This is a genomic window from Exiguobacterium sp. PHA03 (genome assembly GCF_041945985.1).
GTDB lineage: Bacteria > Bacillota > Bacilli > Exiguobacteriales > Exiguobacteriaceae > Exiguobacterium_A.
Window position 1 is genome coordinate 1,946,384 of sequence record NZ_JAUTYQ010000001.1, and the last position, 18,071, is coordinate 1,964,454.

Below are 18,071 nucleotides of genomic sequence, written 5' to 3' on the forward strand. Positions count from 1 at the left end.
GATTTCCTTCCCTTAAACGAGCTCAGTGAATGATTTACGGAACTTGATGTGCAAGAACGTTCCGGCTGAGAATAAGAGGAGCGTGATACTCCAGAAGTACAGACCCGTTGGCCATTCTTGCCAGACCCAATGTCCGCCAAGCAAGCTCGCCCGGTATCCCTCGACGAGATAGTAGACCGGATTCAAGCGGAGGACCCCATGTAAGACGTCCGGGAACCGCTCGATGTTCCAAAGGATCGGTGTCATATAAAAGAGCATCCGCATCATCGATTGCAAGAAGAGCTGGATGTCCTTGACGAGTGTGACGAGTGTCGAAAAGCAAAGCGAGAATGCATAGACGAAAATGTATGTGGCGATCATATAATACGGCAATTGAAGCAGTTTCCATGTGATCGGAATGCCGTTTGCAATGATGACGACGATGACGATCGCAAGCATCGCAAAATGTTGATACATCCGTGACAAGATGACATACGATGGAATCGCACTCATCGGGAAACGCATCTTTGTTACCATTGCGAGACGGCTGTTGATCGAATTCGACCCCCGAAGCAACGCATCGTTGATGAAGAACCAGACGACGATCCCGCAAAGGAGCCAGACGATGAACGGAATGTTTCCATCGACGTCCTTATTTCCGCGAAGACCGACCCCGAAGACGAACCAGTAGATGAAGATTTGGAGACCCGGATTGAGGAGCTCCCATAAAAGGCCAAGGCGTTGCTCTGCATGCGCTGATTTGATTTCATATCGCGCCAACCGGCGAATCAGGGGGAAATTATCGACCTGTTCCCGGATGATACTTCTCATTTCTTTCAGCATAAGTGTAAGTTCCTTCCGATTCATGATACATGTATTTTATTTTCATATTCGTTGATTCCACTCAAAAAAGACGGATGCCGTCCGCGATTGCTCAAACGAACGCTCCCTCCGCGTGAACGGGACCTTGCCCGGTCGATTCTGACTCGCCTCCTTCTTCGTTTACTCGTGCATGATAGAAGCAATACTTCCTATATACACTTAATCAATTCTAGCCATCGGGAAAAAGCGTGTCAATGTATTGGACGAACCGACACCAAACTGTAGTTTTTCAGGCACGAAAAAACCGGCGGGTATACCACCGGTCATCTCCTAGTTTGTTTCCTTTACGCATGATTAAAATGTGGAAATTCGATCGTCGTCGGTGGAGAAGCGAGTCCCCATACGAGGAGAACCGTAATCACAAAAATAATGCCGACGAGGACGCCTCCTCGAACCTTATCATTCATCCAGCGTTGCCCCTTTTCATCCGAACTACTTGTATACTGACATCATACAATATTTAGCAATTTCCGACTACTAAAAAATCGACATTTAATGGGAATGTTTAACGATTGTTCATATTCTTTCGTTTCATTTTTATTCGAGACAAGATATAATGAAAGCGTTATCATTTAATCAAGAAAGCGAACGTTCGGATTTGAATCCTATCAAACGAACGACTCCCGTAGGTTGTCATGTTGTCGGACCTAAGAATTTACGTTATTTACAAAAGGTTCATCCCACGAAGCTTTCCGAACCCTTTATAGTAGAAGAAGAGGTCAACGATCGCAGCTCGACCTTGCATTCATACCCCACTCTTGAAGGAGGATTTTTACGTATGTACAAATCAAAACCGCTTTACGCGGCAGCTGTGGCTGTCGCCCTGACGACATCGGCAATCGTGCCGGTTGCCCAAACGACAGTTTCGGCTGCAACGCATGTCAAAGTCAAAACGGTCAAACTCAAGTCACTCGTCTTCACGAAAGGTGCTCCGGTCAAACTCCCTGCTACATATAAAGGTGAGAAGATCACATGGAAATCTTACGATCGCCATGCGTTCAACCGTTACCAAACGGTCAAAGGCACATACGGTAAGAAAAAGAATCCAATCGAAGTCAAGATTTACATCCAGAACTATGCAGTGAAGTTCGTCGAGAAAGTCGCGGATCAAACGATTTACGTTGATCAAAAGCCAGAATTGCCAAAAACATTGGCTGTTCTCTACGCGACAGGTCGTATCTATGACAAACCAGTCCGTTGGTCGAAGGTCGATACGAGCGAAGCAGGTGTGAAATACGCGGTCGCAAGTTATACACGCCTCGGAAAGACAATTACATTAAAAGCAAAAATCACAGTTCTCGACGTCAACACGGATGACTTCTCGATCGGTTTGATGCACACTAACGATACGCACGCGAACCTCGATAAGACACCAAAACGTGCGACAGTCATCAAAGAACTTCGCGCAGCTTACCGTGCAGAAGGTAAACCATCGCTTCTCTTAGATGCAGGTGACGTCTTCTCTGGAACACTCTACTTCAACAAGTTCCTCGGTCAAGCAGATCTTGAACTGATGAACTACATGAAATACGACATGATGACATTCGGTAACCACGAGTTCGATCTTGGGGATACTGACAATAACATCGCCTTGAAAAACTTCGTCACGGCTGCAAAATTCCCGTTCATCACAGCGAACGTCGATTTCAGCAAAAATAAGTCGTTCAATGGTCTACAAAAGAAAACAATCACTGCAGGACCGGAGCGCGGCAAGATTTATCAAGGCATCATCAAGGAATACAAAGGTCAAAAAATCGGTTTCTTCGGTCTGACGACAGAAGAGACGAAAGATATCGCAAGCCCAGGTACGGTTGCGTTTGCAAACTATATTGCTAGCGCTAAAGCTGCTGTCAAAAAGCTTGAAGATCGTGGCGTCAATAAAATCGTTGCGTTGACACACATCGGTTTTGATGACAATGAAGCAATCGATAACGATCAATTGCTTGCACGTAATGTTGACGGGATTGATGTCATCGTCGGCGGTCACTCGCACACGAAACTTGAAAAACCGGTCGTCGTTGATGAGACAGTCGTTCCAGGCAAAACAGAACCGACAATCATCGCTCAAGCCTACCAATACGGTGATTTCCTCGGAAATCTTGATTTGACGTTCGACTACAAAGGAAAATTGACTGAGTATAACGGTTCATTGATTGATGTTTCTACAGCAAAAGAAGATGTGCGTGCGGCTGAAATCCTTAAGCCATATGCGGATCAAATCGCTGAGTTGAAGAACGAAGAAGTCGGTGCGAATATCGTTAATGCCCTTCCAAACCCACGTGGCGAAATCAGTGTCCGCAACAGCGAAACGGCTCTCGGAAACTTGATCACGGATGGTATGCTCAAAAAAGCAAAAGAATACAATAAAGACACAGTCATCGCGATGCAAAACGGTGGAGGGATCCGTGCTGCCATTGATGCTGGACCACTCACTGTCGGTGAAGTCTTAACGACGCTTCCATTCGGTAACACACTTGCGACAGCGAAAATGACAGGTGAAGAAATCAAGAATCTTCTTGAAATCAGTGTTGGGGTTGCGCCAAAAGAAAACGGTGGTTTCCTCCACGTCTCTGGTATGAAGTTCGAGTACGACAGCACAAAAGCTGCAGGTGAGCGCGTCACGAAGATGGAAGTCAAAAATGGTGACACGTACGATCTTATTGATCCAGCGAAGACTTATGTTCTCGCAACGAATGCCTTCACGGCTAAAGGCGGCGATGGTCTCACACCATTCGCGACGGCTTATGAAGAAGGCCGTGTCACGGACCTCGGTCTCTCTGACTGGGAAAACCTACGTGATTTCACAAAATCACTCGGTGAAGTCAATTACAACATCGAAGGTCGTATCGTCGACACATCAAAATTACCAAACTAATTCAATACAACAAACAACCGCAGGCCTTCTCGATCCATTCGAGAGAGCCTGCGGTTGTTGTTTTATAACGTTTGCGCTGAGTGTTGTTTCAACAGATCAATGATTTCATCGAGTTCATACTCCTGTGCCATCATCAGTGGTGTGAAGCCATCCGCATTTTTGATCGACGGGTCGGCACCGCGCTCGAGCAATAGCTTGACTGTCTGTTTCCCTTCGCCCTCGACAGCATGATGAAGCGGCGTGAACTGATCGTCATCTTGTTGGTTGATTTTCTCGCCTCGTTTCAAATACAGATCGACGAGTTCATCGTTATTGCTGAAGACAGCTGTAATGAATGGTCGCTCGCCAAAGTCATTGACGGCATCGACATCACTCCCTGCTTCTAGCAGTTCCTTGAAGATCGATTCAAGCCCCTTGCTCGACTTCCGGTAACCGAGATAATGCAATGCCGTATCCCCATCTGCATCGACTGCTTTCATATCACTTTCCGGGATCAAGCGATGGATATCTTCAAGCTTTCCTTTTTGAATCGCTGCCATCAATTCCGTCTCATTTAAATCCTGATCGTTTGTTTTTGCCGTCGACGCGTCGTTACTGGCTACCGTTTGCGTTCCCGCTTCGTTCAGCAAGATCCCTGCCCCTGCACTAACGAAGAACATGACCGTCAGAACACTAAGCGTGATGATGATTCCTTGACTATAACGTAGGAAAGGACGGGGTTGATCGAGCGGTTCACCCGTCAAGCAAAGCCGTTCCAGCATGGATAGATTGGTCTGTAGCTTCTCATACAATAAGACAGAAAACGTCCGTTGCTGACGCTTCTCCGCTGTATAGGAAACGATATCCGTCGCCGCAAGAAGTGTTGGTCCGAGAGTATCCTCAAAGATCGCTTGCCGGGCACATTGGTTGGATACAAGCGGTAGAACCATCTGATAACGAGTCCGTTCGCATGCCCGCGTGTAAGCCGGACGTAAAAATGGAACCCAGCTTCCGATCCAAAGCAACACCTGCTTTTCTTGATGATTTCGTTTAATGCGTGCAAGTTCAAGCAGTAACTGGAACCGTCGTACCTCTGTCAATTCCAAATATGACGTCGGAAGGACGATCAAATATTTTTGAAATAATCCGATGACATATGGTCGTTTCACATCGTTCTGGAAATAGATTTCTGGAATCCGCCACAGCTGCAATTGTTCTGTATGCATGCCGATTTGCTCGAATAACTCCGGGAACTGCTTCGCACTCAAGCGAACCCCTTCACTTCGAATCCGCGATACTCGTCGCCATTGACGTAACCACAGTAATAACAGCAGGATCACGAGCGCGAACATAGCATAAATACCGCTCTCGCCTGTTTCAAATACTAAGCCGATGATGCCACCCACTGTCAAAATAGCGACGCCTAATAACAAACTGAAATAAGCGGTCTCTTTTCGTGTCACTGCTTTCCTGATCCGTTGTGCGGGATCGATTCGTTCATTCGTCTCCTGCTCCATACGTCATCTCCTTCATTTATCGTTTGGTTCATTGTATTTTTTTATCCCTTCTTATCTTAACGGTTATTCCATCAAAGTTCCAAGGGAATCCTTTCCTGACATACCAAAAGAATATTCAGACAACTTATATTTTCAAACATATCTTGATAACGTAACTTTTTTTCCTGAATATTCATTATTTATGTAATAAAATTTCTAAAATTCTATTTTAGAGTGATTTTTGTTGATTTTTCAGCATTTATACGCAATTCACACAATAAAGCAACCTGTCATTCGAACCACTAACTATTTATGGATAGGTGGTACAATAGTCACTCTTTTATATTGCAGAAAAATTTGGAATCCCATATAATAACTAACAGGAAGAAGAATATGGGAGTGAAGAACTTGGGATTATTTAATTTCATGAAAAAGGACTATACCGTCCAGTATCACGTATTACGCGGAGATGAGATCATCGACACGGATCGATTGAATGTTCGAGCAGGCGATCATAAGACAGCACGAAAAAAAGCCGACAACATGTTAAGAAGAGAATACGGACGCACTCAGTACAAAATCGAGTGGGTACAACGGTTCTAATCGCTAAAATAACCCATCGCCTCAATCCTAGGATTGGGACGATGGGTTATTTTCATGCGTGCTGTTGTTCTTGTTCGCGAACGATCCGATCGGCTTTCAAATAGAGACGGATGACAGTGTATAAGACGATGCCGACGAGTGCACCACTACCATCGATCAGTACGTCTCCAACGAGTGGTGTTCGTCCGCCCGTCAACAATTGATGGAACTCATCCAACACACCGATCGTCATCGCTGTCGTGAAGGCAAAGAAAGCAGCTGGTAACGCTGCGTACCCTCGACCGCGCAAAAAATGAACGAGACTGACCCCGAGGACGAAGAACAGACTGGCATGCATGCCTTTCCGAATGAAGAATTCAAGGAAGGCTGCAGGTCCGAGTGACGCGACGCTGATCGGAACTTCATAATGGAACGACACGAACGAAAACGCATAGACCCAGTCAAGCGGCATATGTTGCGTCAAAAATGGAATCAGGGATTGTTGCTGATAGGTCATCGAACTGAAAACGAATAAGGAAAGTAAGATGGCTCCTCCTACATAAGCAGCAATGGGTATACGGCGCATCATGCACGCTCCTTTCTCTTTGTACATCCTACCATGGATGCTTATCGTGAACATACGCCAAAAGACGGACATACACTGCTCTCATTTATTTTTCATTCCCTCTTTTACAACTGATACAACAAAAACACCCCATCCAGATGGATGAGGTGAAAAGCTTACAACGATGACGGTTTCGGCTCGCGTAAGAGGTGTTTGATATCTTGGAACGTCACGAACGTTTTGTTTTTCGCATCGTATAGCTTATACCGAAGCGATTTCAGACTTGAGAAGAGACCGATTTTCGTCGCCTTCTGAAGCGGTGGCGTCGAGACATGTGCTTTTTCAAGATGATAATTTGGTACACGTGGACTGAGATGGTGAACATGATGGAATCCAATGTTTCCGGTCACCCATTGTAAGACCTTCGGTAGCTCGTAATACGAACTGCCTTCGATTGCTGCCTTGACATAATCCCATTCGCTCTCATCCTCAAAGTACGAGTCTTCGAACGTATGTTGGACGTAGAATAACCAGATTCCGAGGACACCTGCTGTGAACATCGTCGTGCCTTGGATGATCAGGAAGGCTTGCCAGCCGATGAAGTAGATCAGGATACCGTATAAGACGACGAGCGACGCATTGATGACGTGTGTGTTGATACGTTCTTTTTTGCGAGCATCCTTCCGGTTGAAGCGGCTCGAGACAAGAATCAACAAGAGTGGTCCAAGACCAAACATGACGAGTGGATTCCGGTACAGACGATACTTGAGACGTGTGAAGCGTGATGCTTCGATATACTCCTCAATCGTCATGACCCAGATGTCGCCGACACCGCGTTTGTCGAGATTCCCACTCGATGCGTGGTGGATCGAGTGCTCCCGTTTCCATTTCTCATACGGAAATAACGTCAAAATCCCCGTGATCGTTCCGACGATAGCGTTCGCCTTCTTATTTTTGAAGAATGAACCATGGGTACAATCATGGAAGATGATGAACATCCGGACGACGAATCCTGCAGCGAGGATCGCCAACGGGATCGCGAGAAACACAGATAGTTTCAGGGCCTCATATGCCAGAAACCATAGGACGAGAAATGGCAGGATCGTGTTGATCATCTGCCGGACGCTGGCTTTGATGTCCGCCTTCTCAAACGGCGATACATGTTTGCGCAGCTGGGCAATCTTTTCTTTACTCATAGTGGTGCTTCCTCCTCGGGTTGTTTCAGCGTTCACGACGCTAATTAAAATAGTGAAACTAAAGTATGAAACCAGTGAGCGGTGGTCGTGACGGTGCCTCTACAACACGATTCAAAAGCGGCACTCTAATTGTTTAGCGCTAAAATATTTTTGTTACCAGGTAATTATATCACATATCATAAATCGTCCACGGTTTATTTTTAAAATTAAAAAAGCAGAGACAAGCGTCTCTGCTTACTCGATCGATTTGAGTGGGTTGACGGCTGGTCCTTCTAGCACCTCTCCTGTCGGACCGAATCGTGAACCATGACACGGACAATCCCATGATCGTTCCGCCTCATTCCATTTCGTATCGCATCCCATATGGGTACAGGTCGTCGAGACGAGATGAAGCTTTCCTTCCGGATCCCGGTAACCACCGACCGTTTTTCCGTGATGCGTGACGAGTCCACCTTCGTCCGGTTGTAACTCGTCGGCACTGCGACGCGCTTTCGTCAGCTTTCCTTTGACCAGTTCGATCGCGACGTCCGCATTGTTCTTGACGAACTGCGTCGCATCCTTCGTTTTTAGCTTTGAACGGTTTGGGTCAAACAGATGCCGAAAACGGTTGGGTGTTCCCGTCAATAAGTCGCTGAGCAACAGTCCGGCCGCGATACCATTCGTCATCCCCCACTTCGCAAAACCGGTCGCGACGAACACGTTCGGATCATTTGCCGTCATCTGTCCGATGTAGGGGATCTTGTCGAGCGTGATCAAGTCTTGCGCTGACCAAAATTGTCCGAACGATTCGACGTGGAATTCACGCTTTGCAAAATCCGCAAGGTGCTGATACCGCTGCATCGTCTCTGTCTCGTGACCAGATAGATGATTCTCGCCCCCGAAGAGACCAAGCAGACGACCTTCTTCTGTCCGCGTGTGACGCAGAGAACGACTCGGTTGATCGGCACTCATGAACATCCCGTCCGGAAACGTCTCATCGACCTGACCCGATACGATATACGAGCGATGGACTTCAAGCTTTGAAAAATACAACCCTTTAAAATCATGGAACGGAAAATGGGTCGCGATGACGACCTTCTTCGCCTCGATCCGGTGACCGTTCTCAAGGATGACTGTCGGCGTCCGATTCGATTCGAGCGATACAGCACGTGTCTGTTCGTATAAGGCCCCCCCTTGGTGGACAATTTGTCGGGCGAGTCCTTGAAGATATTTGACTGGGTGGAACTGCGCTTGATCGCGCAAGACGACAGCTTTTTTTACATCGTACGGCAACTTACTTCGAACTTCTTGCGTCGCTTCTCCACCGTTCAATCCCAAACGTTCATAGGCTTTTACTTCTCGTTCCATTGCTTGCTCTTTTGATGTCGCAGCATAGAGATACGCGTCCTGCGTTTCAAGTTCACAAGCTATGTCGAGTCGTTCCACCTGATGACGTAAAAATGTGATGGCTTCTTCATTTGCTTCATAATACAGTCGCGCCGATTCTTCACCGACCGTTTTGATTAACGTGTCGTAAATTAAACCGTGCTGCGAGGAAACTTTCGCCGTCGTATAACCCGTCGTACCAGCAGCGACGTCACCGGCTTCGATCACAGCGACATCATACCTCCGTTCAGTCAGTTGCATAGCCGTGACGAGCCCAGCAATACCAGCCCCGATGATGACAACATCATGCTTCGCATCTTGATCCAAAGGGGGATAAGAAGTGGCAGGTGTACTTTGCTTCCAATAAGATGACGGAAATCCGGATAAGTAAGACATCATAAAACTCCTTTCGGAAAACACGATAGGTCGACATGTTAAAAGTTCCCTGAACGATGCGAAAACATGCGTGAATCGTATAGTTTTAAAAAGAAGCTCTAATTAAGAGGGATTAATTTACTTTAATAAAAAATAAAATGGAATAAATAGGTTTATAATCCTTTATACTAAGGTTAAGAATAACAAGAGAGGAGTCCATTTTATGAAACTAGGCCGCCATATCATCGAAACCTTTCGTCGTTTTACCCTTGCAGCGAGTATGGATGAGTATGACTTAGCAAGCGTTCTAACAAAGGAGATTCCAGAGCTGACAGCTATCTGTGTCACGATTCGACCGACACATCTTCACCTTCAAGCCGCTGTACCGTTGACCCGTTATGGTTTAGAACGCGACTTATCCGTCGAGTTGACACTCCAATTGCGGTCCGTCGATAAACGCACTGTCACCTTTGAAGTCTTTGACGTCTGTCCTCATGACACCGAATCCTTTAATGAAACCTACCTTATTCGTCCACCTTATCTGCGTTATGCAAACCGACTTCTGACCGTCGATCTTTCCTTCTATTTTCCTTTCCGTCATGCCCGTTACCGTTCGATTCGTCACGTTAAACTGGAAGAAGGTTTTCTGCTTGCTTATTTGTCTCATTAAAAAAGGGCACCCTCTCCTAAATAAGGCGAGGGTGCTCGTGTCTGTTACGAACTCAACTTATCCGCTTGACTCTCCAGCAGTCCGAGGCGACGAATCTTTTTCTCCTCGACGACAGCGACGATCGCAAGGGCGATCAAACCAAAGAGTAATGCTGCATTGAAGATGACAAACGTGTCGCTCCAGCCGTGTAACGTAACCGAACCAATTGTTAGACCGTTCGTTTCCGGATCAGCGATTTTCGCTAGACCGACTTTTGCGATTGAATCACCGAACAAGTAACCGAACGTACCGACCATCCCGTTCGTGACCGTCGTCGCTTGTTTTGGTGCGAAGCTGATGACCGAGACACCGATCAAGAGCTGTGGTCCGTAGATGAGCGCACCGAGTGCAAATAGTGACGCGTAAATCATAAGTTCACTCGTCCCGTAACGATAACCGAGGACCGCGACGGCCGTCAGTAAGAGACAGATCGCTGCGACGAGCGCTCGGCGTCCTTTCAGTAAATCGGACACGTAACCCCAAATCATACTGCCGCATAATGCGCCGATCTCAAAGAAGAAGATCGTATTGACAGCACTCTCCGTGCTGAAGTGTAAGTGTTCCGTGACGTAGAGTGGTGCCCAGTTATCAATCCCGATTCGGACGATGTAAACGAAGACGTTCGCGATACAGAGCGTCCAGATCCAGGGGTTCGAGATGACGTACGTTTTGAAGATTTGCCATTTTGTCATGCTTTCAGCAGCGATGTTTTCCGGTTCAATCGGTTCCTCGAAGATTTCTTCACTTCGATTCCATCCGAGTTCCTCCGGATCATCCTTCCCGATGAACAGACCGACGATTCCGATGACGAGCGCGATTACAGCAGGGAAGATGAACATCCCGACGACACTTCCGTTGAAGAAGACGTTCGCTCCCCACAGTGCGAGACCACCGGCAATTGCTCCACCGATGTTGTGCGAAACGTTCCAGAAGCCGAGGTAGCGTCCGCGTTTTTCAAACGGTGTCCAGCGGGCGATCGTCGAGTACGACGATGGTCCCCCGACCGATTGGAAGAACCCACTGAGTCCCCATAAAACCATCAAGAGACCGACCGGACTTCCGCCGGCACTCATCAAGAGTCCCATCGCCGTGACGATCAAGGACGAGAGAATCAATAAGAACGAGATGACGCGTTTCGTATTTTTCCCGTCAACGAAGTAGCCGAGCAACGTTTTCCCGATTCCGTATGTAATCGAGAAAGCGAAGCCGATATAACCAAGTTCCGTCGTCGTAAAGCCAAGTTCCTCTTTCAAGAGCGGTTGCGCTGCTTTGAAGTTGTTTCGGATGAGATACATTGCCATATATGAGAAGAAGACGACTAAGAAGGCCTTTAAGAATTGTTGTAACCACTGTTTCCGTTGTACTTCGATTGGTATGCCGGCATTCGGCAATTTTTTGATGCTGAAGAAGCCCATCTTCCATTTCCCCTATCCTGAATCAGAGTCTTCGCATCATTTGTCCTGGAGCTGATTGAATCGCCGGAGATAGTCCCGGTAATCGGCGACGATATCCTGACCGACGTTTTGCTGGATCGGTTGCGTCTTTGCGATCGCATAGGTCGGTGTGCCAAACGAGACTTTCCGCAGGATTGCCTGACCGTCCGCTGAAAGCACGAAACGCATGAAGGCATTCGCCTGCTTCTGTTGCGTCCGACCCTTCAGCTTTGAGATCGCGTTGATCGAGTACGTATCAAGCGGAATGCTTTTGACCGGGTAATACTTTTCGCGTAGCGATTGTTGATCCCCGATGAAGTTGACCCCAAGCATCGCTTCCCCACTCGCGACATACGACGTCGGTGCAAAGCCGTTCGCCGTGAATAGCCGCGTTCGCTCGATCAGTTGTTGTAAGACGCGTTCCGCCTTCGTCCCGTATCCATCAAAGATCGCTTGCAGGATCGTCGCACCGGTACCGGAATGGTTCGGATCCGGCAAAATTAACTCGTCCTGATACCGTTTCGCTGTCAAGTCAGCAAGCGTCTTCGGATACGGTGCCGCCTCGAATCGGTTGTTCCAGACGTCCGTATTGATGACGATTGCGAGGCGTTCGACTTCGTAGCCGATCCAGTAGCGATCCGGATCCTGTAGTTCCGCTTGATTCATGTCGCTCGGGAACGGTGTCGACAACCCGCGTTGCTTGAGCGTCTGGTGGGCATCCCACGTTCCACCGATGATGACGTCAGCACGCGGATGATCCGCTTCCTTCGTCACACGCCGGACGAGTTCTTCCGTCGACAGGCGGACGAACTCGTACGTACAGCCTGCTTGTTCACAATATGATGACAGCAAGGCGCGACCGATATCCTCTTTCGCAGAGACATACGCTGTCAAATGCGGAACGGTTTCCCGCGCAGCTGTTCCCTGCTTCGTCTGTTCATTGTTGCGGACGATCCAAATGCTCATGAGACAAATGATACTCAGCAAGAAGAGCATTCCTTTTCTCATCGTTTCGCCTCCTTCCCGGTCGGCAGGAGTTGTCCTTTTAAATAGAAGGTGTTTCCATTGTCATCATCCATGTACTGGACGCTGAACAATGTCTCATACACAGTAATATTCATTAAGTTGGCACGCGTATTCTGCTCATTCTTGAAGCGCTGGAGCTTGAGAATGCGCGGCTCCCCCTGACTGGCATCGAGTGCCTGACCGACTTCTTCATAGTCCGTCATCGGTTCTGCCTGCGTCAGGCGACGCTTAACGTCTTCACGCTCACGCGCGGTCAAAGGACGAGATCGCCCTCCCGCGTACCCCGTCACGACTTCCGCCTCGGCGAACTGGCGCGCGAGCTGTTCCGGTTCGTGATAGGCGTTCAAGAATCGTGCTTTCAGTGACGTCGTTTGGGTGCTAGGACGTTTTGCGACACATTGCCCGTTTAGTGTCATGCCTTCCCCGAGGGAGAACGTCCATGTCGTCCCGTTTAAGAAACGGAGCGTCCCATTAAATGTCGCTGTACCTGCCGGACAGGTCCCCTTTGCCACCGTCTTCATTTGCTTCAATAGCGTCGTGATGCGCTGGACTTCCGTTCCATCTTCTACCGTCTGCTCACCCCATGCCCGGTGACGTAACGTCAACTCGGTCGGGAGTGAGTCATCGGAAGCATTCAGTCGTTTCGGTCCATCGAGGACGTGTAAGCGTCCAAAGACCGTCTGCTGAAGCAAAAGAAGACTGAGGGCAAACAAGATGCCCATCAAGAAGAAATAAGCGATAGTCGATGCTTTCATGATTCCTCTCCTTGCTTGATTCTTAGATTACGGGGCAATTGTTTCGTAAATCCGGTCGAATTGTTTCGTAAATGTATCATTTGTAAGCGATTACATTAAGTCTGATTCGCTAATCGGAAAGTTAATGTGATACGTGTGCCGCTCGCATCACTTTCAAGTGCGAAATCGCCACCTTGTTCCTGCATCAAACGTCGACAGAGCGGTAGACCGAGCCCATTCCCACTCGCTGTTGTCAGACTATGTTGCTCGTCCTCCCATTCGGTTAGGACGGCTGGATCCATACCAATTCCGTCATCCGTCATGATAAGTCGGAGGGTCGTATCCGTACTGACGGTCGAAAACGTCACCGTCATCGCGTCACTGTATTTGACGGCATTCTCGAGAAGATTCAACAAGACTTGTTTCGTCTGGTCCGGTTGCCCGAGCACGTAGATTGGCGGAATATCCTGTTCAACTTCAATTCCTTGTCCATCAAGACGCAATTGCATGATGAATAAGGCGTCGGCGAGCAAGGCATCGAGCGCGAACATCGTCGACGTCACGTGGCGTTCGTTGCGTTGTTGTTTCGCCTGTTCGAGATTATGCGAGACCAGTCGTAACAAGCGCTGACTCTCGACTTCGATGTAGTGATAACAGTGCGCCGCTTCCTCCGGTGGCAGCTTCGGAATCAACTCGACATAGCCCATGATCGCCGTCATCGGTGTCCGGAGCTCATGAGTGATGTGATCGATGAACGTCTGTTGGTCGCTTCGTTGTTGTTCGAGCTGCCCGATGTTGTGCTGAATTGCGTCAGCAAGCGTCGAGAAGTCCGCTGCCAGTCGGTTCAATTCCTCATATGGATATGCCGGTAGCGCATGCGCATAGTGCCCTTTCGTCAAGGCGTGCGAAACGCTCCGTAAATCATCGATTGGTCCGATCAATGTCTTCGCCATCCGACGCGCCGTCCAGACGGCGATCACGATCAAGATCAGAAAGACGCCAGTGAAGACATAGGTGAATTGCCGTAGCAGTTCAGCTTCCGTCCGCAGATCAACAAGAAAACGGACCGAGCCGATGACGCCCGTTTTGCCATACAGCGGACTCGAGAAGAACAGCACCGGAACATCGGTTTCTTTCAGAAAGAGATAACTCGACTTCCCTTTTAACGCTTGATCGATGTCTCCCGCGAGGAGCGGCAATTGATCGCGTTCCGAATCAGCGAGCAGTTCTGCGTTTGGTCCAAACAGCTGGACACGCGCGTCGAACCGGTCTGCTAAGTAAGAAGCGATCGGGACTGCTGTATCAGCGAGCGAGTCCGTCTCTTCACTTGCGAGGTAATTCGTCGTGTAGAGTTCCGCTTCCCGACTCAGTTTTTGGACAGAATCGACAGCGTTCTCATACAGATTCGATTGAATGAAGGCATAAAGAAACAAGAACAGAACGAGCAGTGCCGGAACAAGGAGTAAGACGAAGTTTTCCGTGATGACCTGGCGTAGCTTCATGCGTCGACCCACTTGTAGCCGACACCGTAAATCGTCTTGATCCGTTCGCCTTGCGCTCCGAGTTTCTTCCGCAAGCGTTGGACCATGATATCGACGGCACGGGTCTGACCGGAGAAGTCAAAACCCCAGACTTGTTCGAGCAGTTCATCTCGCTCGAAGACCCGTTTCGGATGCGCTAAGAAGAGCGCAAGTAAGGCGTACTCCCGGTACGTCAGTGGTAACGGTTGTCCATCGAGTCGAATGACGCGTTCTTCGGGATCAACCGATAAGAAGGGATCAGTCACGACAGGCACGGGTGGTGCGACCGCCTTCGTGCGTTTCAACAGATTTTTGACACGCAAGACGAGTTCCGTTCCATTAAACGGCTTGGTCATATAGTCATCCGCTCCGAGCTGCAGCCCGATGATTTTATCGTTCATCTGATCACGCGCCGTCAGCATCAAGATCGGTAAGTCAGGTGTCGTCTGTCGAAGCTTAGGAATCAAGTCGAAACCGGTCGTATCCGGTAGCATCAAATCGAGGACGATCAAATCAAAGGGTTGTGTTGCCTGCAAGGCGAGTGCTGCTGCTCCATTGGCTGCCGTCTCGACCGTCTGACCATCAAGCTCGAGTTGCAGTTTGACGAGATGGCGAATGCTCGTCTCATCATCAACGACAAGAATATGCATAGGGATTCCTTCTTTCTAGACTAATTTTTTCTGTTCCCTAGCGTATCATGAAATCGTTTGCAAAATCATCCAATATATAATACATATTTTCTCGTCACTTTTCTACAAATGCGGTCTTACAAATATAAACGAAAGTTTCAATCCATAAAAACAGATATTCCACTGAATTTATAAAAAATCATAAACACGAAATCTATCGTATAAAAAAATAAGTTTTAACTTCATTAAAGTCAAAAAACTATTTACTTGGTTCTTCACTTATAAAAGAATACTTGTGAAGTCTTCATTATAATTTACATATAAAACCATTGATACGAAGGAGAATAGTGATATGAAAAGAATCGGTCTCACATTACTTACGTTGACACTCTCGACCGTTCCAGTCGATGCTTCTTCAACTGACAAGAAAATCGAACAACTAAAAAAGGAGTCGATTCAGGGGCATACATATTTAATGCATCGTACACTACAGATGAATCAGTCCTCCCCCAAGGAAATTGTCTCCATCTTTAAAAAGAAAAGAGATTCATTTTTTAATGACTATATCATCCGGGTTCACGAATTAAAAAACGGAAAATGGAAAGATTCTTATAAAAAAGTCATCAAAGAACAATATGATGTAAAGTTCATTACGGCTGGCCTTATCGGAAAATATGAACATACTGTCGTTGGCTACAAGTCAGGGAGTAGAAATTTCTTGAATTCCTATCTCATTGGATCACCAGACGGAGAAACACTAAAAACGATTCAAACGAAGGGAGGACTTTTGATGGGAAATGCGAAAATCGCAAAAGGAAGCCTTTACTATCTCAATCGTTCCATCACCCTCAGCAAATACAGCTATAAAAAAAATAAACTGGTATCGACTGGTCAACCAACGGGTCAAGACGATCGGATTGTAGCAGAGCAACCGGAAGTTTGGTTAGGACTGGAGCAGCTATCAGGAAGAGCGAAATATATCGGTAAACATACTTATACGGTTCATGTTGGAGATCGAATCGGAATAGGACGTAATCAATTGAACGATGCGAAAGACTATGAATATAGTCTTCATTCAAAAGGTCATTCCACGATGGACTGGGATTTTTCAAAAGTAAGCTTGTTAACGAAAAAACCAGGTACAACGTATCTCATTCTTTCACCAGGACCTGGAGAAAAAACAGTAGACATCGAAATCATCGTTAAAAAATGATCTAAAACCATATACCTCGTATCTGCTATACAAAACGTAGATAGGCAATTTTTTAAACGAGGCTGTGACACAACTAACTGAATTTCACGAAAAGAAGGAATTGCCATCATGATATGCTCCCCAAAAAGTAGACAGTTGAAATATCAAAAACTGTCCATTTTTTGAAGGGAGCTTTTTCTATGTCTAAATCTAAGTTTTCGCTGTATGAAAAACTACGGATCATTAAGGTGTGCGAATGAAGATGCAACAGATTCGATAATATCGATTGCCTCGCTCTTCGAGCTTTCAGTCACGACCTTAAATAGATGGGAGCAAAATATCGTATATACGGCTCCTTGACACTTCATGATCGAATAGAACGGACAGTTTATCCAGAAGAACTAAAAATGTATAAAAGAAAAAAATCAATAAAAAAACCCTTACTTCTATGTTATTATTATATAAATTATGGAATTAAACGGAGGACAAAATATGAATATTTTAGTAACTGGAGGCGCTGGTTATATTGGCAGCCATACGTGTCTCGAACTTTTACGAGAGGGTCATGAAGTCATTGTCGTCGACAATCTAAGTAATAGTCATCGAAATGCCCTCGAACGTGTCGAACAGCTCGCGAAACGGTCTGTCACATTTTACGAGATGGATGTTCGCAATGAATCGTTATTAGGAGACATCTTCCAAAAGCATTCGATTGATGCCGTCATTCATTTTGCTGGTTTAAAAGCAGTTGGTGAGTCTGTATCACAGCCGTTATTCTACTATCAAAATAATCTGATCAGCTCGCTTGTTTTGATAGATGTGATGAGTCGTCACGACGTTAAGAAGCTAGTCTTCAGTTCGTCCGCGACAGTCTATGGTGTGCCTGAGACGACACCGATTACGGAATCTGCTCCGCGATCTGCAACAAATCCTTATGGTGCGACGAAACTCATGATTGAGCAGATCCTTGAAGATATCGCTCAAGCTGATCCAACGTGGGACATTACGTTACTCCGCTATTTCAATCCAATTGGCGCGGATGTGAGCGGTCTCATTGGTGAAGATCCAAATGGTATTCCGAACAACCTGATGCCTTACGTGACGCAAGTTGCTGCAGGTAAATTAGATACTCTCCAAATATTTGGAAATGATTATGACACCGAAGATGGCACTGGTGTCCGAGATTATATCCATGTTGTCGACTTGGCAAAAGGGCATATCAAGGCGCTTTATCATGATCATTCTGGTATTGAGGCATTCAATTTAGGAACGGGTCAAGGAACAAGTGTTCTTGAACTTGTTGCGACATTTGAAGACGCGACTTCCCTGCAAATCGACCGAAAGATCACGACAAGACGACCGGGAGATGTTAGTTCATGTTATGCGGATGCTTCAAAAGCAGAACGTTTACTTGGATGGAAAGCGGAGAAAAACTTATTTGAGATGTGTAAGGACGCTTGGCGCTGGCAATCAAATAATCCAGACGGTTATCAAAAACAATGTAGACGATAAAAGATTTCATTCTACACACATA

Annotated in this window: 16 protein-coding genes; 5 read left to right on the forward strand and 11 right to left on the reverse strand. The window is 46.9% G+C overall.

Translation table 11 applies throughout. The features are described from left to right. Positions 1-12: 12 nt before the first annotated feature. Both Q7C19_RS10170 and Q7C19_RS10175 read right to left on the reverse strand, forming a co-directional pair. On the reverse strand, positions 13-810 hold the full coding sequence (locus tag Q7C19_RS10170; protein ID WP_308101990.1) for an ABC transporter permease: 798 nt from the start codon (positions 808-810) through the stop codon (positions 13-15). Positions 811-1,145: 335 nt separating this feature from the next. Then, positions 1,146-1,268: a hypothetical protein gene (locus tag Q7C19_RS10175; RefSeq protein ID WP_290752773.1), complete on the reverse strand. Its 123-nt coding sequence runs from the start codon at positions 1,266-1,268 to the stop codon at positions 1,146-1,148. Positions 1,269-1,639: 371 nt separating this feature from the next. Here Q7C19_RS10175 and Q7C19_RS10180 point away from each other — a divergent pair, with 371 nt between their 5' ends. Beyond that, positions 1,640-3,736 (forward strand): 5'-nucleotidase C-terminal domain-containing protein, encoded by a 2,097-nt coding sequence (locus Q7C19_RS10180; RefSeq protein ID WP_375092053.1) that lies wholly within the window; start codon positions 1,640-1,642, stop codon positions 3,734-3,736. A gap of 62 nt (positions 3,737-3,798) precedes the next feature. Here Q7C19_RS10180 and Q7C19_RS10185 read toward each other — a convergent pair whose 3' ends face one another. Continuing rightward, positions 3,799-5,232, reverse strand: a complete 1,434-nt coding sequence (locus tag Q7C19_RS10185) for an ankyrin repeat domain-containing protein (RefSeq protein ID WP_375092054.1) — start codon at positions 5,230-5,232, stop codon at positions 3,799-3,801. 387 nt (positions 5,233-5,619) lie between these two features. On the opposite strand from Q7C19_RS10185, the gene Q7C19_RS10190 reads away from it, so the two are divergent. Further along, positions 5,620-5,814, forward strand: coding sequence for a hypothetical protein (locus Q7C19_RS10190; protein ID WP_197026233.1), 195 nt, complete (start codon positions 5,620-5,622; stop codon positions 5,812-5,814). A gap of 52 nt (positions 5,815-5,866) precedes the next feature. Here Q7C19_RS10190 and Q7C19_RS10195 read toward each other — a convergent pair whose 3' ends face one another. The 3 genes from Q7C19_RS10195 to Q7C19_RS10205 all read right to left on the reverse strand — a co-directional run bounded on the left by Q7C19_RS10195 (position 5,867) and on the right by Q7C19_RS10205 (position 9,315). Continuing rightward, positions 5,867-6,379: a VanZ family protein gene (locus Q7C19_RS10195; protein WP_035410449.1), complete on the reverse strand. Its 513-nt coding sequence runs from the start codon at positions 6,377-6,379 to the stop codon at positions 5,867-5,869. Positions 6,380-6,534: 155 nt separating this feature from the next. Then, a complete protein-coding gene (gene desA, locus Q7C19_RS10200) occupies positions 6,535-7,554 on the reverse strand; it encodes a Delta(5) desaturase DesA (RefSeq protein ID WP_035410452.1) in 1,020 nt (339 codons plus the stop codon). 234 nt (positions 7,555-7,788) lie between these two features. Then, positions 7,789-9,315 carry an FAD-dependent oxidoreductase gene (locus tag Q7C19_RS10205; protein ID WP_375092055.1) on the reverse strand — a complete coding sequence of 509 codons (1,527 nt, stop codon included), beginning with the start codon at positions 9,313-9,315 and terminating at the stop codon, positions 7,789-7,791. A 202-nt stretch (positions 9,316-9,517) separates the two neighbouring features. Here Q7C19_RS10205 and Q7C19_RS10210 point away from each other — a divergent pair, with 202 nt between their 5' ends. Further along, positions 9,518-9,964, forward strand: coding sequence for a hypothetical protein (locus Q7C19_RS10210; protein ID WP_375092056.1), 447 nt, complete (start codon positions 9,518-9,520; stop codon positions 9,962-9,964). A 44-nt stretch (positions 9,965-10,008) separates the two neighbouring features. Here the strand turns inward: Q7C19_RS10210 and uhpT are convergent, their stop codons facing one another. From uhpT to Q7C19_RS10235, 5 genes are all read right to left on the reverse strand, one after another. Then, complete coding sequence (gene uhpT / locus Q7C19_RS10215; RefSeq protein ID WP_375092057.1) at positions 10,009-11,418, reverse strand: hexose-6-phosphate:phosphate antiporter; 1,410 nt, start codon at positions 11,416-11,418, stop codon at positions 10,009-10,011. A 36-nt stretch (positions 11,419-11,454) separates the two neighbouring features. Then, positions 11,455-12,444 carry an ABC transporter substrate-binding protein gene (locus tag Q7C19_RS10220; RefSeq protein ID WP_375092058.1) on the reverse strand — a complete coding sequence of 330 codons (990 nt, stop codon included), beginning with the start codon at positions 12,442-12,444 and terminating at the stop codon, positions 11,455-11,457. Next, entirely contained in the window at positions 12,441-13,217 is a 777-nt protein-coding gene (locus Q7C19_RS10225) for a DUF3919 family protein (RefSeq protein WP_375092059.1), read from the reverse strand. Before Q7C19_RS10225 ends, Q7C19_RS10220 begins: the two co-directional genes overlap by 4 nt. Before the next feature lie 95 nt (positions 13,218-13,312). Then, positions 13,313-14,698, reverse strand: coding sequence for a sensor histidine kinase (locus Q7C19_RS10230; protein WP_375092060.1), 1,386 nt, complete (start codon positions 14,696-14,698; stop codon positions 13,313-13,315). Then, positions 14,695-15,366: a response regulator transcription factor gene (locus Q7C19_RS10235; RefSeq protein ID WP_375092061.1), complete on the reverse strand. Its 672-nt coding sequence runs from the start codon at positions 15,364-15,366 to the stop codon at positions 14,695-14,697. Before Q7C19_RS10235 ends, Q7C19_RS10230 begins: the two co-directional genes overlap by 4 nt. A gap of 331 nt (positions 15,367-15,697) precedes the next feature. Here Q7C19_RS10235 and Q7C19_RS10240 point away from each other — a divergent pair, with 331 nt between their 5' ends. Both Q7C19_RS10240 and galE read left to right on the forward strand, forming a co-directional pair. Further along, the gene (locus Q7C19_RS10240; protein WP_375092063.1) at positions 15,698-16,558 is read left to right on the forward strand and encodes a hypothetical protein; all 861 of its coding nucleotides are present in this window, start codon (positions 15,698-15,700) and stop codon (positions 16,556-16,558) included. Positions 16,559-17,029: 471 nt separating this feature from the next. Further along, positions 17,030-18,049: a UDP-glucose 4-epimerase GalE gene (gene galE / locus Q7C19_RS10245; protein WP_375092065.1), complete on the forward strand. Its 1,020-nt coding sequence runs from the start codon at positions 17,030-17,032 to the stop codon at positions 18,047-18,049. The last annotated feature ends 22 nt before the right edge of the window (positions 18,050-18,071 follow it).

Bases quoted from the DNA above. Each gene is read 5' to 3' on its own strand.
- Q7C19_RS10170 (WP_308101990.1), bottom strand. From the start codon at position 810: ATGAGAAGTATCATCCGGGAACAGGTCGATAATTTCCCCCTGATTCGC.
- Q7C19_RS10175 (WP_290752773.1), bottom strand. From the start codon at position 1,268: ATGAATGATAAGGTTCGAGGAGGCGTCCTCGTCGGCATTATTTTTGTG.
- Q7C19_RS10180 (WP_375092053.1), top strand. From the start codon at position 1,640: ATGTACAAATCAAAACCGCTTTACGCGGCAGCTGTGGCTGTCGCCCTG.
- Q7C19_RS10185 (WP_375092054.1), bottom strand. From the start codon at position 5,232: ATGGAGCAGGAGACGAATGAACGAATCGATCCCGCACAACGGATCAGG.
- Q7C19_RS10195 (WP_035410449.1), bottom strand. From the start codon at position 6,379: ATGCGCCGTATACCCATTGCTGCTTATGTAGGAGGAGCCATCTTACTT.
- desA (WP_035410452.1), bottom strand. From the start codon at position 7,554: ATGAGTAAAGAAAAGATTGCCCAGCTGCGCAAACATGTATCGCCGTTT.
- Q7C19_RS10205 (WP_375092055.1), bottom strand. From the start codon at position 9,315: ATGTCTTACTTATCCGGATTTCCGTCATCTTATTGGAAGCAAAGTACA.
- Q7C19_RS10210 (WP_375092056.1), top strand. From the start codon at position 9,518: ATGAAACTAGGCCGCCATATCATCGAAACCTTTCGTCGTTTTACCCTT.
- uhpT (WP_375092057.1), bottom strand. From the start codon at position 11,418: ATGGGCTTCTTCAGCATCAAAAAATTGCCGAATGCCGGCATACCAATC.
- Q7C19_RS10220 (WP_375092058.1), bottom strand. From the start codon at position 12,444: ATGAGAAAAGGAATGCTCTTCTTGCTGAGTATCATTTGTCTCATGAGC.
- Q7C19_RS10225 (WP_375092059.1), bottom strand. From the start codon at position 13,217: ATGAAAGCATCGACTATCGCTTATTTCTTCTTGATGGGCATCTTGTTT.
- Q7C19_RS10230 (WP_375092060.1), bottom strand. From the start codon at position 14,698: ATGAAGCTACGCCAGGTCATCACGGAAAACTTCGTCTTACTCCTTGTT.
- Q7C19_RS10235 (WP_375092061.1), bottom strand. From the start codon at position 15,366: ATGCATATTCTTGTCGTTGATGATGAGACGAGCATTCGCCATCTCGTC.
- Q7C19_RS10240 (WP_375092063.1), top strand. From the start codon at position 15,698: ATGAAAAGAATCGGTCTCACATTACTTACGTTGACACTCTCGACCGTT.
- galE (WP_375092065.1), top strand. From the start codon at position 17,030: ATGAATATTTTAGTAACTGGAGGCGCTGGTTATATTGGCAGCCATACG.